This window comes from Microcystis sp. 0824 (assembly GCF_003112475.1).
Lineage (GTDB): Bacteria > Cyanobacteriota > Cyanobacteriia > Cyanobacteriales > Microcystaceae > Microcystis > Microcystis aeruginosa_C.
The window spans coordinates 17,489-33,010 of the sequence record NZ_BDSM01000070.1; the positions used below are offsets into that span (position 1 = coordinate 17,489).

General features: G+C 42.6%; 13 protein-coding genes. 6 read left to right on the top strand and 7 right to left on the bottom strand.

The window, feature by feature from the left end:
- Positions 1-135 precede the first annotated feature (135 nt).
- Positions 136-1,413, bottom strand: a complete 1,278-nt coding sequence (gene ahcY / locus N0824_RS19305) for an adenosylhomocysteinase (protein WP_008206926.1) — start codon at positions 1,411-1,413, stop codon at positions 136-138.
- Between the two features lie 243 nt (positions 1,414-1,656).
- On the opposite strand from ahcY, the gene N0824_RS19310 reads away from it, so the two are divergent.
- Entirely contained in the window at positions 1,657-2,832 is a 1,176-nt protein-coding gene (locus tag N0824_RS19310; RefSeq protein ID WP_108937922.1) for an ImmA/IrrE family metallo-endopeptidase, read from the top strand.
- Positions 2,832-3,302, top strand: a complete 471-nt coding sequence (locus tag N0824_RS19315; protein ID WP_108937923.1) for a PIN domain-containing protein — start codon at positions 2,832-2,834, stop codon at positions 3,300-3,302. The genes N0824_RS19310 and N0824_RS19315 overlap by 1 nt, the downstream gene beginning before the upstream one ends.
- A gap of 62 nt (positions 3,303-3,364) precedes the next feature.
- Here the strand turns inward: N0824_RS19315 and N0824_RS19320 are convergent, their stop codons facing one another.
- The 4 genes from N0824_RS19320 to N0824_RS19345 all read right to left on the bottom strand — a co-directional run bounded on the left by N0824_RS19320 (position 3,365) and on the right by N0824_RS19345 (position 8,617).
- Positions 3,365-4,036 (bottom strand): riboflavin synthase, encoded by a 672-nt coding sequence (locus tag N0824_RS19320; protein ID WP_108937924.1) that lies wholly within the window; start codon positions 4,034-4,036, stop codon positions 3,365-3,367.
- A gap of 15 nt (positions 4,037-4,051) precedes the next feature.
- Complete coding sequence (proA, locus tag N0824_RS19325) at positions 4,052-5,347, bottom strand: glutamate-5-semialdehyde dehydrogenase (RefSeq protein WP_108937925.1); 1,296 nt, start codon at positions 5,345-5,347, stop codon at positions 4,052-4,054.
- A 779-nt stretch (positions 5,348-6,126) separates the two neighbouring features.
- Positions 6,127-7,299 (bottom strand): 1-deoxy-D-xylulose-5-phosphate reductoisomerase, encoded by a 1,173-nt coding sequence (gene dxr / locus N0824_RS19335; protein WP_108937927.1) that lies wholly within the window; start codon positions 7,297-7,299, stop codon positions 6,127-6,129.
- Positions 7,300-7,783: 484 nt separating this feature from the next.
- A complete protein-coding gene (locus N0824_RS19345) occupies positions 7,784-8,617 on the bottom strand; it encodes an acyl-CoA desaturase (RefSeq protein WP_002748596.1) in 834 nt (277 codons plus the stop codon).
- 664 nt (positions 8,618-9,281) lie between these two features.
- Here N0824_RS19345 and N0824_RS19350 point away from each other — a divergent pair.
- Together N0824_RS19350 and N0824_RS19355 are read left to right on the top strand one after the other, a co-directional pair.
- Positions 9,282-10,505, top strand: a complete 1,224-nt coding sequence (locus N0824_RS19350; protein WP_108937929.1) for a methionine gamma-lyase family protein — start codon at positions 9,282-9,284, stop codon at positions 10,503-10,505.
- Positions 10,506-10,891: 386 nt separating this feature from the next.
- The gene (locus tag N0824_RS19355) at positions 10,892-12,142 is read left to right on the top strand and encodes a VWA domain-containing protein (protein ID WP_108937930.1); all 1,251 of its coding nucleotides are present in this window, start codon (positions 10,892-10,894) and stop codon (positions 12,140-12,142) included.
- Between the two features lie 5 nt (positions 12,143-12,147).
- Here N0824_RS19355 and N0824_RS19360 read toward each other — a convergent pair whose 3' ends face one another.
- The gene (locus N0824_RS19360) at positions 12,148-13,050 is read right to left on the bottom strand and encodes a DMT family transporter (RefSeq protein ID WP_108937931.1); all 903 of its coding nucleotides are present in this window, start codon (positions 13,048-13,050) and stop codon (positions 12,148-12,150) included.
- Positions 13,051-13,209: 159 nt separating this feature from the next.
- Between N0824_RS19360 and N0824_RS19365 the strand changes: the two genes are divergently transcribed.
- Entirely contained in the window at positions 13,210-13,602 is a 393-nt protein-coding gene (locus N0824_RS19365; RefSeq protein WP_108937932.1) for a pre-16S rRNA-processing nuclease YqgF, read from the top strand.
- Between the two features lie 39 nt (positions 13,603-13,641).
- The gene (gene gshA / locus N0824_RS19370; RefSeq protein WP_108937933.1) at positions 13,642-14,796 is read left to right on the top strand and encodes a glutamate--cysteine ligase; all 1,155 of its coding nucleotides are present in this window, start codon (positions 13,642-13,644) and stop codon (positions 14,794-14,796) included.
- Positions 14,797-14,800: 4 nt separating this feature from the next.
- On the opposite strand, the gene N0824_RS19375 is transcribed toward gshA, so the two are convergent.
- Positions 14,801-15,088, bottom strand: coding sequence for a YggT family protein (locus N0824_RS19375; RefSeq protein ID WP_108937934.1), 288 nt, complete (start codon positions 15,086-15,088; stop codon positions 14,801-14,803).
- Between the last annotated feature and the right edge of the window lie 434 nt (positions 15,089-15,522).

The following is a 15,522-nucleotide window of genomic DNA, read 5'->3' on the forward strand; positions in this document are numbered from 1 at the left end:
TTTCAGTAAACAGTAATCAGTAAAATGATAACTAATAACTAATAACTAATAACTAATAACTAATAACTAATAACTGATAACTAATAACTAATAACTGATAACTGATAACTGATAACTGATAACTGATAACTGATATTAGGTTCCGGAAGTCCAGGAGTTGATATATTCTAATTGGGCTTCGGTGAGAGTATCGATTTCAATCCCCATGGCTTGTAGTTTCAAGCGGGCGATTTCTTGGTCTAATTCGTAGGGAATCGAGTATATACCGGGGGCTAATTTACCCTTATTTTTAACCAAGTATTCTACACCGATCGCCTGATTAGCGAAACTCATATCCATAACGGCGCTAGGATGACCTTCGGCGGCTGCCAGGTTAACTAGGCGACCTTCACCGATAACAACGATGGATTTACCGCTTTTTAGGCTATATTGTTGGGTAAAGTTGCGAACTTCCTTGACATTATCGGCTTTTGCGCCTAAAGCTTGCAGGTCGATTTCAATATCAAAGTGACCGGAGTTGGAAACAATCGCCCCATCTTTCATCAGGTCAAAATGTTCGGCCCGGATAACGTGCTTGTTACCAGTGACAGTGATGAAGATATCGCCCTCCTTAGCGGCTTCATCCATGGGCATAACCCGGAAACCGTCCATCGCCGCTTCAATGGCGCGTACGGCGTTAATTTCGGTGACAATTACATTAGAGCCTAAACCTTTGGCCCGCATAGCCACGCCTTTACCACACCAACCATAACCAGCCACAACCACGGTTTTACCGGCGAGGAGGATATTGGTGGCGCGAATGATACCATCAAGGGTAGATTGACCTGTACCGTAGCGATTATCAAAGAAATGCTTGGTTTCTGCGTCGTTAACGTTCATTGCGGGGAAGGATAACACCCCGGCTTTGAGCATGGCTTGCAAACGGACGATACCGGTGGTAGTTTCTTCGGTAGTACCGATAATGTCGGGTAATTGGTGACTTCTTTCTTTAACCAGGGTGGCTACCACATCACAACCATCATCGATGATAATCTGGGGTTTATGATCGAGGGCGATTTGAACGTGACGGTGATAGGTGTCATTATCTTCCCCTTTGATTGCATAAACGGGGATGCCGTAATCAGCCACTAAACAAGCGGCCACATCATCTTGGGTGGAAAGGGGATTGCTGGCAATTAGTAACGCATCAGCGCCACCAGCTTTTAGTGCGATGGCCAAATTAGCGGTTTCGGTGGTAACGTGACAGCAAGCGACTAAACGCAGTCCAGCAAAGGGTTTTTCGATGGCGTAACGTTCGGCTAATTGACGCAAAACTGGCATTTCCCGACCGGCCCATTCGATGCGCTGTTTGCCGATGGGGGCTAAACTAATATCTTTGATGTCGTATTTCTGTTGAACTGGTGTTGCTACCATAAGGGGTTTTCCTTAAATACAAGCCTCGGCTATTGGTTAATTTAACTTAACATTGTCTGGGGATTTTCGCCAATGTCAAGCTTTCTACCGGTTTTTTATATAGGAAAAAGTTATCAATCCCTCGCTGACCTATCCAGAACTCAGTATATTGTCTCTATTCTGACCGATTATTTAGTACAATTAAACTATCACACAAGCTAAATTAAACTAGAAATCTCTATCTCGTGATGATAAGATCGACTAATGGGCGAGAAACTGACAGGCGTTAATCCCAAGATAATCCAATGGGCAAGAGAAAGGGCGAGATATTCTCTTGAGTCTGTGGCGGTCAAGTTTAAAAAAGATGTTTCTGTTATCGAAAAATGGGAGTCAGGAGAGGACTTTCCTACCTATAGTCAATTGGAAAAGTTAGCAGAAATATATAAACGTCCTCTCGCTTTATTCTTTTTCCCAGAACCTCCCCTAGAAGCGGAGGAAAAACAAGAATTTAGAACTTTGCCAGACTTTGAAATCGAAAATTTGGCCGCCGATACTATCTATGCTTTACGACAAGCCAAAGCGATGCAATTGTCGCTACAGGAAATTAATAATGGTATTAATCCTAGTACCAAGAAAATCTTTCAGGATATTGCGGTTAGCTCTAGGGATGATTTAAGGATATTAGCCGAACAGATCAGAAATTATTTAAACGTTACTCTAGAAGAACAACTGACCTGGAATGATCAGGAAACTGCCTTAAAAAAATGGCGGAGTGCCGTGGAAGAAGCCGGTATTTTTATTTTTAAGCGTTCTTTTAAGCAGCGAGAAATTTCGGGATTTTGCTTGATAGATATTGAATTTCCGATCATATATCTTAATAATAGCACGGAAAAATCTAGACAAATATTTACCATTTTTCATGAATTAGCACATATTCTTTTGCAGACTAATGGAATTACTAAGTCTGACGATAGATATATTAATAGTTTGCAGGGAGCAAATAAAAGTATCGAGATATTTTGTAATAAATTTGCTGCGGAGTTTTTGCTTCCTAATCATGTCTTTTCTGAGATAATCAGAGAAACAATAGTTAACGATAAAATTATCTCGAAAATTTCCAGTGATTATAAGATTATTCGAGAAGTAGTTCTACGAAAACTATTAGATAATAACTTTATTTCTCAGAAAGAATATACTATTAAAGTAAACGAGTGGTACAGTGAGCAGGTGGGAAAAAGTCAGGACAAAAATGAAAAATCTGGAGGTAATCCCTATGCTAATCAGGCGACATATTTGGGAGAAAATTACCTAAAACTTGTGTTCAATAAATACTATCAAGGCCAATACGATATCGAGCGTGTTGCTGATTATCTAAACATTAAAAAAGTTGCTACGGTGGAAAAACTTGAACAATATTTATTAGACAAAGGACTGTTTTGATGGTTTGCATTTTTGATACAAGTAGTTTTAAGGTTTTAGGAAACTATTTTCCCAAAAGTTTCCCCACCGTTTGGCAAAAAATCGATTTGCTTGTGTCAGAAGGTAAACTACAATCAGTACGCGAAGTGCTTAAAGAAGTAGAATATGGCAATAATCAACAATTTGTTTTAGATTGGATAGACTTCAATAAACAAATATTTTTACCACCCACTGAGCAGGAAAGTTTATTTATTCCTGAAATTTTTTCTATAAGAAACTTTAAGGATTTAGTGAGTGAAAAAGCAAGATTACAAGGAAAGCCAGTGGCAGACCCATTTATTATTGCCGCTGCTAAGATAAAAGACGGTTGCGTAATTACCGAAGAAGCCTTGAAGCCTAATGCTCCCAAAATCCCCACAGTCTGTCAACACTTTTCTATCGATTGTACCAATGTTCAGGGTTTAATGGAGCGAGAAGGTTGGCAATTTTAAAACTAAAATTAATGGATAAATTGCCAATAAATTTATATGTTGAAAAGGCTTTTTCTGGAAAACTAATAACCATGTTCAGCCAGAAATTCTAGGCTAATCTCGCTAGGAGGGTGATAAGAGCGCATTCCTAACAATTTTTCCACATATTTGCCTAAAATATCCCCTTCTAGATTCACCCAATCGCCTAATTTTAAATGGGAAAGATTGGTTTCGGCGTAGGTGTGGGGGATGACAGCCACTTTAAACCAGCTGCCGTAGGCATCACAATCGGCGACGGTTAAACTAATGCCATTAACAGCTATACTGCCCTTACCGACGATATAACGAGCTATGTAGTTATTCCACTGCTCTTCTAGGGAACTAGGGGCAGCAAAGGTCATTTCCCACGAATTAGCCACGATTATCGATTCGACTAAACAGCCAATACCGTCCACATGGCCGGTGACAAAATGACCGCCGATTTTACTACCCACCCGCAAAGAGGTTTCTAGGTTAACGTTGGTTTCTGTTTTAATCCTTCGTCCTAAAGTAGTGCGCTGTAGGGTTTCTGGGGAAGCGGTGGCCACAAAACCCTCTGGGAGAATTTCCTCGACTGTCAAACAAACCCCATCCACAGCCACACTATCACCAATCATTAAATCTCGGATAATTGTATCAGAGGATACAGACAAATATAGTCTATCGGTATCCACGACCCGAATCGTTGCCAAGGCTTGAATTAATCCTGTAAACATCGGCTTTTTTCTCGACTATAAATCCTTATGAGTGAAAGATTGGGCATTTTCCCCAGAATAATCGGCGACAATATGACCATCTCCGGCTAATTGATATTTGTAGGTCACTAATCCCTCTAATCCCACCGGACCGCGGGGAGGCATTTTTTGGGTACTGATACCCACTTCGGCCCCGAAACCGTAACGGAAACCATCGGCAAATCGAGTGGAACAATTATGAAAAACTCCGGCGGCATCGACTCGATCGCTAAAGGTTTTGGCCGTGTTAAAATTTTCGCTGACAATGGCTTCCGTGTGTCGAGAACCGTAATAATTAATATGTTCGATTGCCGATTCCAGACTATCGACAATTTTAATTGACAGGATTAAATCACTATATTCGGTTTGCCAGTCTTCTTCTGTGGCCAATGGTACGTTAATAATCTGACGAGTTGTTTCATCTCCTAATAATTTAACCTTTTTTTCCTCTAATGCCCGGGCTAATGCGGGTAAAAATTGTCTAGCGATGTCTTGATGAACCAATAAAGTTTCAATGGTATTACAAGCGGCAGGATATTGGGTTTTGCCATCGACGGTAATCCTAATTGCTTTGCTTAAATCGGCTTCTTTGTCGATGTAGAGATGACAGATACCATCGGCATGACCGAGGACGGGAATGCGGGTATTATTTTGGATATAACGAACAAATTCGTTAGAACCTCTAGGAATAATTAAATCGATGTATTGCTCAAGTTTTAATAGTTCCTGAATTTCTTCTCGTGTTGTTAATAATCGTACCGCCGCCGGATTAACTTTAGTTTGACTCAAGGCCTGATGAATAATTGTTACTAAAGCTTGACAAGAACGGATCGCTTCTTTCCCCCCTTTTAAAATAACGCCATTACCGGATTTAATCGCTAAACTGGTAATTTGAATTAAAGCATCGGGACGAGCTTCAAAAATAACCCCTAAAACCCCTAAAGGACAGGTTATTCTCCGAAGAGTTAAACCTTGATCTAATTCCCGATTAATTTGCATCGTAGCTAAAGGATCTGCTAATTTAGCCACATCTCGCACCCCGGCAATAGCGGCTTTTAATTTGCTGGAACTTAACTCTAATCGCGCACATAAAGCCTGAGATAATTCCATCGCCTTGGCGGTTTGAACATCGGCCATATTAGCTTCTAGTATCTTATCGGCATTGGCAGTTAAAGCCTCAGCAATAGCCTCTAAAGCTTCATTCCTTTCTTCGTTAGTCAGGATAGCCAGTTGACGACTCGCTTGACGGGTTTCTCGTGCGATTTCGGGGAGGGATAGAGAAGTTGTAACCATAGAAAATTAAACGTAATAACCGCTATCTTGTTTATTTTATCTTATTTTTGATCAAGTTTCAGGGTCATTAGACCTCATTGTAAAAATCAAAAATTGTTGTTAGGGTTAGGCTTCGGCCGTGAGCTCAGCCGAACGGAGTCGGTAGTTAGGAGAATTAAAGATGAATAATAATCAATTAAATGGTCTATTTAGGGATTTTATGGGTGCATCTCATTTTTGTAAATCTACTGAGTTGGGATTTTTAAGGGGAAACTCCCTGCTAAAATTGAGCGTTATTTCCGATTTTATCACTCAATCCAAACCTTTGGGGGGTTCTACCCCCCAAACCCCCCGTTGGGGGCGTGGCGCCGCCCCCAAACCCCCCGCGCATTAGCTTTTCGGTGAGATGCTTACACGCAGCTGCTGACACATTTGTAATCATTTAAGAGTCCCTGATAATTGCTGACTGTCGGTATTTCTGTAAGTGTGATACCATTTTTCTTTATTCCTGTCCCTCTCCCTTTCTGGGAGAGGGGTTCGGGATGAGAGTAATTAACTATCTCCACCATTACTTTATAAAAATGGCATAAGATGCACCTGATTTTAGGCAATTTAATCCTTATTTTTGCCGTTTTTGAACCATCAAAAATTAATTAGGCAAGAGGTTTATTGAAGGTTATCAACTTTTGTCATGACTGGCATAAATCTAGTTACCTAGAAAAAATAGCCGAAATTAGTGATTTTTCTATCCTAGACCTGTAGAGACATTATAGTTAACATCCCTACAGAATCTAGACTATCTAGACCGGATTGGCAATCAGACAGTTAGATACTTCTTGACGCGCCCAACTATCGGCGGCTAAAATATCATCTAGGCTAGGGGTAGAACTGTTATGAATCGCAAAACGATCGCACACTTTTTCAATCACCCGGGGAATATCTAAGAAACTAATCTTTTCTTCTAAAAATAATGCTACCGCTTGTTCATTGGCCGCGTTTAATACTGCTGGCATTGCCCCACCTGCGCGGCCGGCTGCATAAGCTAATCCCATACAGGGATATTTTTGATGATCGGGTTCTTTGAAGGTTAAACTGCCGGCTTTAACTAAATTTAAAGGTTCCCAATCCGTATAAATTCTTTCGGGCCAAGACAAGGCATATAACAGGGGTAAACGCATATCAGGCCAGCCTAATTGGGCTAAAACTGAGGTATCCTGTAACTCAATTAAAGAGTGAATAATACTTTGGGGATGAATAACAATATCGATCGCATTATAATCGACACCAAATAAATAATGAGCTTCGATAACTTCTAGACCTTTATTCATTAAAGTAGCCGAATCGATGGTGATTTTTCTGCCCATCGACCAGTTAGGATGTTTCAGGGCATCAGCTACGGTTACTTGCGGCAATTTTTCCACCGGTAAATCGCGAAAAGCACCCCCAGAAGCGGTGAGAATAATCTTTTTTAATCCCCCGGGGGGAACTCCCTGTAAACATTGAAAAATAGCTGAATGTTCCGAATCGGCAGGTAATAATTTAACTCGGTGTTTTTCCACTAAAGGCAGCACCACCGGACCGCCAGCAATCAGAGTTTCCTTATTAGCGAGGGCGATATCTTTACCGGCAGTAATAGCGGCAATCGTGGGCAGCAATCCCGCACAACCGACAATTCCCGTGACGACGCTTTCGGAATCGCCATAACGGGCCACTTCGATTACTCCTTCCTTTCCTGCTAGGATAATCGGGGTATAGTCAAGGTCGGAAATTAGGCTTTTTAGGTCTTCTAGTTGACTTTCGTTATTAATCGCCACGATTTGCGGGCGAAATTGCCGAATTTGCTCCGATAGTAGTTGAATATTATTACCCGTGGCTAATCCTACCACTTGAAACTTATCGGGATGATCGGTGACAATATCGAGAGTTTGAGTGCCGATCGAGCCTGTAGAGCCTAAAATCGAGATTTTTTTCATTAGAAACTTAATATAATTTGGGGATTAGCTTTAAATATACGTTCTCCGGGGTCTTTCCGGCACAGCAGCGTAAATATTAAACATTTGTTAAAAAAGTTGATAGTTTGACCTTTTTATGCTACGGCTTAGAAAAAGTTAGCGATAGAGATGGTGACAGAGAAGAAATCGAATAGAAAGGCCAATGGATTAGGCTGTCTAGCGGGGGGTCTGGTTTTTTGCCTCTTATTTCCCCTGTGTTTTTTCTTTTTTGGTTGGTTATCCTTCGCTCTTGGGATGAGTTGTGCTTTCCCCAGTCAATGTTCGACAGAGGAGGAAATAATCAAGTTTATCCTATCAATGATTTCGTTTTTTGGGGGAGGATTCGCCGTACCTATATTCCTCAGTTGTGCCGTGGGAAAAGCCGTCAGATTTGGGTTAAGTCGTAGAAAAAATAACCGAACTTAAACATAAGTTCGGTTAGATTTAATTTAACAACTGGATAAAACTAACTTTCTGTCGCCGTTGCTGTGGTGGGAGGCAACTTAATATTAGTAGCTAATCCCAGAATTTGCAGCAGACGAATGGTCATCCAAGTCAGGTCAACTTCCCACCATTGTAGGCCATGACGGGCAGAATACTGATAGGCATGGTGATTATTGTGCCAACCTTCACCGAAAGTTAAGAGAGCAACCCACCAACAATTTTTAGAATTATCGTGGGATTCATGGCTAACATAACCAAATTTGTGGGTGGCACTGTTGACAAACCAAGTGGAGTGGAAAACTAAGACCAAGCGAACAAAAATTCCCCAAATTACAAACGGCCAACCACCCATAGCATAGAGAATTAAGCCTAAAACAATTTGGATAGGAACAAAATAATTTTGACAGAATTTATAGAAAGGATCGTCGGCGATATCTTGGGTAAAACGGGCAATTTCTTCGTCGGCAGGAATTTCGTGTAACATCCAACCCATGTGACTCCACCAGAAACCTTTATTAGAATCGTGGGGATCGGGAGCAGTATCAGAATATTTATGATGAATACGATGTAAACCTATCCATGCGATCGCACCCCCCTGACAAGCGAGGGTTCCGCACAAAACCAAAAAGTATTCTAACCATTTGGGAGTCTTAAAACTCCGATGGGAGACCAAACGATGAAAACCGAGGGTAATTCCTAAACCCCCAGTAATCCAATAGAGAATTAATGTCACTCCCACAGCACCCCAGCTAAAATTGCCAGGCAAGAAGGCTAAAAGAGCCACTAAGTGGATAAAAGCCATGTAGATGAGAGTCACCCAGTCGATGGGAAGTTTTTCGGAAGTCGCAACAGTCATTGAATAACCCAAAGGGAAACAACAGGAGACAGAGCATCATTGTCTTATCTGTCTCGATTTGACACAGGGGGAACTTTGACGCTTATTGACACTCCCGTCGCTAAAAGCGAGGGATTCTTGGTTCAACGAGTCCACTTAAATTAGATGCCTTGCGTTATCCAACCCAGAGGTGGTTCTCTCCCCAAGCATTACTTTTCGTATGCCCCACGATAGTTGTATTTCTACAAAATTTGCTTGAATTGAAGTGTTAGCTTCAAATACTGCTTTGTCTAGTTCCTGCAAAGATTTTACCTACCTACAGGTAGAAACTAGAACAATTAGGCAGAACCCCAGCTCTTGATTGTCAAGGTGCATATAGCGTAGTGATTAGACTACATGGGTTTTTAGAGCGGTTGATTACCCTATCCGCTATACTTGTATGGTAGCTATTTTGCCTGGATAGGTCAAGACCCTTAAAAGAAGAAGTTATTCGAGATTTTGTCAGGAGACTGGACACCTATTTTTAATCGTGCTTCGTGTCACTGAGCTTGTCGAAGTGCTGTTCTAGGCTGCCCTTTGTTTCATCCCGTCGCTAAAAGCGAGGGCTTCGGCCGTGAGCTTAGCCGAACGGTCTTCACCCCGACACTTGAGATAAATAGTAACAAATATCACAGTCTATTGTTTGATGGATATCCCCTCTCTACTCCACAGGGCAGAAAAGGCCCTACTCCCCATCTTTTCGGAAATTGACGCACAGGTCAAGGAAAATCTCCGTAAAGTCCTCGCTGCTTTCCGTGAAAACCGCGTCGGGGTGCATCATTTCGCTAGTGTTAGTGGTTATGGTCATGATGACTTGGGACGGGATACTTTAGATCAAGTGTTCGCCCAAGCCCTGGGGGCCGAAAAGGCAGCGGTGCGGGTACAATTTGTTTCAGGAACCCATGCGATCGCCTGTGCCTTGTATGGGGTTCTTCGACCGGGGGATGAGATGTTAGCGGTAGCCGGTGCGCCCTACGATACCCTAGAGGAAGTAATTGGGATTAGGGGCAGTGGTCAAGGCTCTTTAAAGGATTTTGGCGTTAGTTATCGGCAATTAGAGCTAGATTCTACTGGTGCGATCGATTGGTTTGCCTTGACAACAGCAGTTAAACCCCAAACCCGTTTAGTGCATATTCAAAGGTCTTGCGGTTATTCGTGGCGATCGAGTTTGTCTATTGACGAAATCGAGAGAATTGTCCGTATAGTTAAACAACAAAACCCGCATACGGTCTGTTTTGTTGATAATTGCTATGGGGAATTTATCAACACCCAAGAACCCACCGACGTGGGAGCAGATCTGATGGCCGGTTCTCTAATTAAAAACCCCGGAGGTACAATTGTCACGGCCGGGGGATACATAGCAGGTAAAGCGGAATTAGTGGAAATGGCCTGCTATCGTCTAACAGCACCGGGGATCGGTGGGGAGGGAGGGGCAACTTTTGACCAAAATCGTCTTCTCTATCAGGGATTGTTTCTAGCGCCGCAAATGGTGGGAGAAGCGATGAAAGGCAGTCATTTAATTGCCTATGTGGGCGATAAGTTGGGTTATCCGGTCAATCCTGCCCCTTTTGTGCCTCGACGCGATATTATTCAAGCAATTAAACTCGGTTCTCCCGATAAGCTGATCGCCTTCTGTAAAGCCATTCAAGCCTATTCTCCCATCGGTTCCTACTTGGAGCCCATTCCTGCCCAAATGCCGGGCTATGAGAGCCAAGTAGTGATGGCTGGTGGCACGTTTATCGATGGCAGCACCTCGGAATTCTCCGCCGATGGACCCCTGCGGGAACCCTATATCGTTTTTTGTCAGGGAGGAACCCATTGGACCCATATTTCCTTGGCCTTAGAACAAGCGATCGCTGCTTTATCTTGAATGGTTCCTCTTAAAAAGTTTTTCTTGGGGGTAGGTTTTGGGGTGTTAGGGAATTTAGCCAAAATTTCCCCATCTCCCTAAATCCCTATCTCCTAACTTCCTGTCTTTGTGGTTAACAAAAAGGGAACAGTCAAGAAGCAAAAGTGCCATTAATACAGATTTTCCCCATCATTATTTATTCCTTTTTTATTTTTGTTCAGGACTTATTGATTCATTTAGGCTCTTTTTTGGGGACAATTCCTAATTTTTAAGATCAATGTAGATTGACAAAAATGAGATGCAGCCACTTCTCGAATTGGTTTAACTCGATGCCGGACGGGAAAATAACCACAAATCTAACTATACTCATTACAATATAAATATCAACGACCACGATAAAAGCTCTTATGCGGGTAACTCTAAAATCGGCCTTGAGTGACAGTAATATCGATGCTAATCAAAGCAGCAGTCAACGTCAACTGATGCTATCGATCGCCGCCACCAGTGAACAGATCAACACAAATTTACCGATTAATCTTTGTTTAGTTCTCGATCATAGCGGTTCTATGCAGGGAAAACCCCTAGAAACGGTCAAAAAAGCGGCTTTAAGTTTAATAGAATCCCTTGGTATTAATGATCGTCTCTCGGTGATAGCTTTCGATCATCGCGCTAAAGTTATTCTTCCCTCCCAATCACGACAGGATGATCTGACCTTAATTCGCTCAAAAATTAAACAGTTACAAGCGGGAGGAGGCACGGCGATCGATGAAGGGATAAAATTAGGCATTCAAGAAAGTTCTACCAGCAGCAAAGGTTATGTGTCTCATATTTTTCTGCTTACCGATGGTGAAAATGAACACGGAGATAATCAACGCTGTTTAAAATTAGCCGCAGTAGCAGCTGAGTACGGTATCACCTTAAATACCTTCGGTTTTGGCGATCATTGGAATCAAGATATCCTAGAAAAAATTGCCGATATCGCTGGCGGAAGTTTATCCTATATCGAAAGACCCGAACAAGCTTTAATTGAATTTACTCGTCTATTTAACCGTCTGCAATCTGTGCGGTTAACTAACGCTTTCCTCCAATTAGAATTAGATGCCCAGACTCATTTAGCGGAGTTAAAACCCATTGCCCAAGTTGCCCCAGAAACCATAGAAATGAGCCTACAAAAAGAGGGGAATTTTTACATCACCCGTTTAGGGGATTTAATGATAGATGAAGAAAAAATTCTCCTCCTCAATCTTTATATTGACCAAATTCCCCCCGGTACTCACACCATAGCTAAGGTAAAGATTCGCTACGATGATCCCGCTTCCGGTCAAAAAGGGCTAGAAACTGCGACTGTTAGCCTTGATATCACCTCCCAAGCTCTCTATCAATCCCAATTAAACGATCAAGTTCAGAAATCGATTCTGACTTTAGCCAAATATCGTCAAACCCAAATCGCTGAAGAAAAATTAAAACAGGGCGATCGAGCGGCCGCCGCCACCATGCTACAAACCGCGGCCAAAACAGCCCTACAATTGGGAGAAAAAAATGCCGCCACTGTCCTCCAAACTAATGCCACCCGTTTACAGGTGGGAGAAGAATTGAGCGAGGGAGATTTAAAGAAAACCCGCATTATTGCTAAAACAAGACTACAAACCGATGGATAAACCACTTATTGAAACAAAATCCCGATTCCCAGCAAAGCAATCATCACCCCGAAAATCGCCCGCAAGTTAATCCGATCCCCCATCATGGCAGCGATCGGCAGGACAAATAAAGGACTGGTGGCGGTGAGAGTTTGGGCAATACCCACAGGAGAGAATTTTAAAGCAGTTTGCTGTAACCATATCCCTAAAAACGTACTGCCAAAAGCGGTGACAATAATAATAGCAATCAGACGCAATGACCAGTTAATCGCTGGTGATGATTCCTGACGGCGAAAAAACATCATAATTAACACTATTCCCGTCCCCGCTAACAGACGAAAAAGGGTACTCTGCAAAGACGACATTCCCGACTCCACCAGTGCCTGACGAGATAAAACCGCCCCCACCGCTTGGGAAATCGCAGCGATTAAAGCCCAGGCAATTCCTCGCCGCCAAGGACGTTGACTATTGATTTCGGGAGTTTTTTCGGAAATAACCCAAGCAACCCCGAAGATGGTCAAAATAATGCCAATATAAGCCGATATTTTCAGGGATTCCCCCAAAAAAGTCGCCGCCAGAATCGCCCCCAAGGCAGGCGAAAGGGTTTCTAACAGGAGGGTTTTTCGCGGTCCCAAATAATTAAGGGCGGTAAAATAGGCCGTGTCACCGATTCCTATACCAATTGCGCCACTTGTCAAGAGTATAAATACCGAACTTTGTTGATTAACATCGCGCCATTGTCCGGAAAGGGGCAGCGTCAGGGCAATTAAAGCGATCGCGACTACTCCTTTCAGAAAATTAAGCAATAAAGGCGGGATTTTCTGGCCTAATAGGCTATAAATCGCCGCAGAAACCGCCCAAAGCGCCGCCGCACTCAAAGCCGCTATCTCTCCCGTTAAATTTTCACCGAGACTAAATCCGTTGGGCATTATCATATTTGTCAGGAGACAGTATTAAGAAGACTCCGAGACTCCGAGACTATTTTTATTTATTATCCCCATTTCCCACACGCCACACCCTTGACAATCAAGACAGTCGCTAATTTAGTGATTTAATAAAACCGACCACTGCTGCAGAAGATAAAAACTATGTGTATTCTCGGTTTTGATCCGGGTAAGGATAAATGTGGGATCGCCGTCAGGTCATCGACGGGGAAAATTTATACCCATGAGGTGATAGCATCGTCACAAGCGATCGAGCGTTTAGCCAGTCTCTGTCAACAATATCCGATCGAATTACTGGTGATGGGGAATCAAACCACCTCAAAAAGTTGGCGCGAAAAAATTGCCGCTCGTGTCACCATCCCGATTACTCTAGTAGATGAACGCAATAGTACCCTAGAAGCTCGCGATCGCTATTGGCAAATGTTCCCTCCCAAAGGATTACAGAAACTCATCCCCCAAGGTATGCGTCTTCCCGATCGCCCCATTGATGATATAGTAGCGATTCTGCTGATTGAACGTCATTTACAGTCCAAATAATGTCACACTACAAAATAGACACAGCAGGGTGAATTGACGATGCTCCTAAGTAAAGGTTTTGAAGTGGAAATGTACACCGGAACGGCAGCCGGAGAAGTTATCGGTTTATCCGATCGCATTGTCAAGGATTTAGATGGTTTTGTCCGAGAACCGGATAGTCGTAACGTAGAATATACTACGGCCCCCATGACTAACTATGACCGTCTTTTATGCGCTACTTTAAAACCTCGTCTGGCTCTACGGCAATATTTGCGTCGTTTAGGCGATTATACCCTCATCCCCGGCAGCACCCTCTCCTTGGGCGATAGTCAATATTTTTATCGCAGTGACCCCCACAATCCCTATCATGACTATATCGAACAGACCTACGGCACTAATGTAGTCACGGCCAGTATTCATATTAACGTCGGTATTAGCGATTATGAGGATTTAATGCGTGCCTGTCGCTTAATTCGCCTAGAAGCTCCTTTATACTTGGCTTTAAGCGCTTCCTCTCCTTTTCTCGATGGTAAAATCACCGGTTCCCATTCCCGTCGTTGGCAAGTTTTCCCCCAAACTCCCGCTTCTGTTCCCCTCTTTGAAAGTCATAAACATTTTGTCACCTGGACTGAGGAACAATTAAAACTCGGTACGATGCAGAATGTTCGTCATCTCTGGGTTTCGGTACGTCCTAACGGTAGCAATCGTCCCTATAATCTCAATCGTTTAGAATTGCGAATTTGTGACCTGATTGCTAATCCTATTAGTTTATTAGCAGTTATGGCTTTTTTAGAGGCCCGTTTAACTCAACTTTTACAGGATCCCCAATTAGACCCCTTAATTTTAAGTCAATTACCCAGCAGCAATCGCAGCGATGATTTATTAACTTTAACCCAAGAAAACGAACAGGCCGCCGCACGTTTTAGTCTTGATGCAACCCTGAAACATTGGTACGATGGCCGGGAAATCTTAGCTAGGGATTGGATTAAAGACCTCTATGTTCAAGTTTATCCGATCGCTAAAGAAAGGGGTTTTAGTTGTTTCCTCTCTCCCCTACAAAAAATCCTCCGCGAGGGTAACACCGCACAACAATGGTTAAAACAATACGACCAGGGTATGGATGTTAAAAGTATTATCAAACAGGCGATTATTACCCTAGAAAAACAGGAACGAGACTTAGAACATAAATTATGTCAGCATATTCTAGTCGCTTAAATAATTATTTTAAGGCCATGGTAATTAAACCCTGTTGACCGAGAAGAATTTCCCGCAGCAGCGTACAAATTCCCACCCAAATAATCGGAGAAATGTCAACTCCTCCCAAGGGGGGTATGAGTTTACGCACGGGGATTAAAAAAGGTTCCGTTGGCCAGGCAATCATATTAAAGGGAAAGCTATTTAAATCTACCTGTGGATTCCAAGTCAGCACGATCCGTAAGATAAACAAAAGGGTCATCAACCCTAAGATAATTCCCAATGTCCAACTTAATGCGATCGCTGTGTCCATAGTCTCCAATCCCTTCTTTTTTACCGATTATCTTCCCTAAAATATAACAGTTTTTGTCTCATAATCGCCCCAGCACCCTGCCAGTTATTCTTGTCAACCTCCCGGGTAAAAATGCCTCCAAGAAAAAGTCCCCATAGGGCTTGACAAATCAGCCAGACTTGACTTATACTTTTGTTATAATGGGAATCCGTGTCGTCCAGGAGACCCTCTCTTTTCAGGCCAGATAACGACCATCTTTTGCTGACCTCAGAAGTAATTAGGGTTTGCTGAACATCAGTGGGAGCCTTGCTAGAAAAAGGTTTTACTACTTTTTCAGAAAGAAGTGCAAGAAACAAATGTTGAGAAATCGATCCGAGGTACTCAAAACCCTTGCACTTTCGCTCCTCGATTGCAAAGAGTTCCGCTTCCCAGAGTGCGAGGTTATTCTGTTATTC

Coding starts and splice junctions, on each gene's coding strand:
- ahcY (WP_008206926.1), bottom strand. CDS start 1,413: ATGGTAGCAACACCAGTTCAACAGAAATACGACATCAAAGATATTAGT.
- N0824_RS19310 (WP_108937922.1), top strand. CDS start 1,657: ATGGGCGAGAAACTGACAGGCGTTAATCCCAAGATAATCCAATGGGCA.
- N0824_RS19315 (WP_108937923.1), top strand. CDS start 2,832: ATGGTTTGCATTTTTGATACAAGTAGTTTTAAGGTTTTAGGAAACTAT.
- N0824_RS19320 (WP_108937924.1), bottom strand. CDS start 4,036: ATGTTTACAGGATTAATTCAAGCCTTGGCAACGATTCGGGTCGTGGAT.
- proA (WP_108937925.1), bottom strand. CDS start 5,347: ATGGTTACAACTTCTCTATCCCTCCCCGAAATCGCACGAGAAACCCGT.
- dxr (WP_108937927.1), bottom strand. CDS start 7,299: ATGAAAAAAATCTCGATTTTAGGCTCTACAGGCTCGATCGGCACTCAA.
- N0824_RS19345 (WP_002748596.1), bottom strand. CDS start 8,617: ATGACTGTTGCGACTTCCGAAAAACTTCCCATCGACTGGGTGACTCTC.
- N0824_RS19350 (WP_108937929.1), top strand. CDS start 9,282: ATGGATATCCCCTCTCTACTCCACAGGGCAGAAAAGGCCCTACTCCCC.
- N0824_RS19355 (WP_108937930.1), top strand. CDS start 10,892: ATGCGGGTAACTCTAAAATCGGCCTTGAGTGACAGTAATATCGATGCT.
- N0824_RS19360 (WP_108937931.1), bottom strand. CDS start 13,050: ATGCCCAACGGATTTAGTCTCGGTGAAAATTTAACGGGAGAGATAGCG.
- N0824_RS19365 (WP_108937932.1), top strand. CDS start 13,210: ATGTGTATTCTCGGTTTTGATCCGGGTAAGGATAAATGTGGGATCGCC.
- gshA (WP_108937933.1), top strand. CDS start 13,642: ATGCTCCTAAGTAAAGGTTTTGAAGTGGAAATGTACACCGGAACGGCA.
- N0824_RS19375 (WP_108937934.1), bottom strand. CDS start 15,088: ATGGACACAGCGATCGCATTAAGTTGGACATTGGGAATTATCTTAGGG.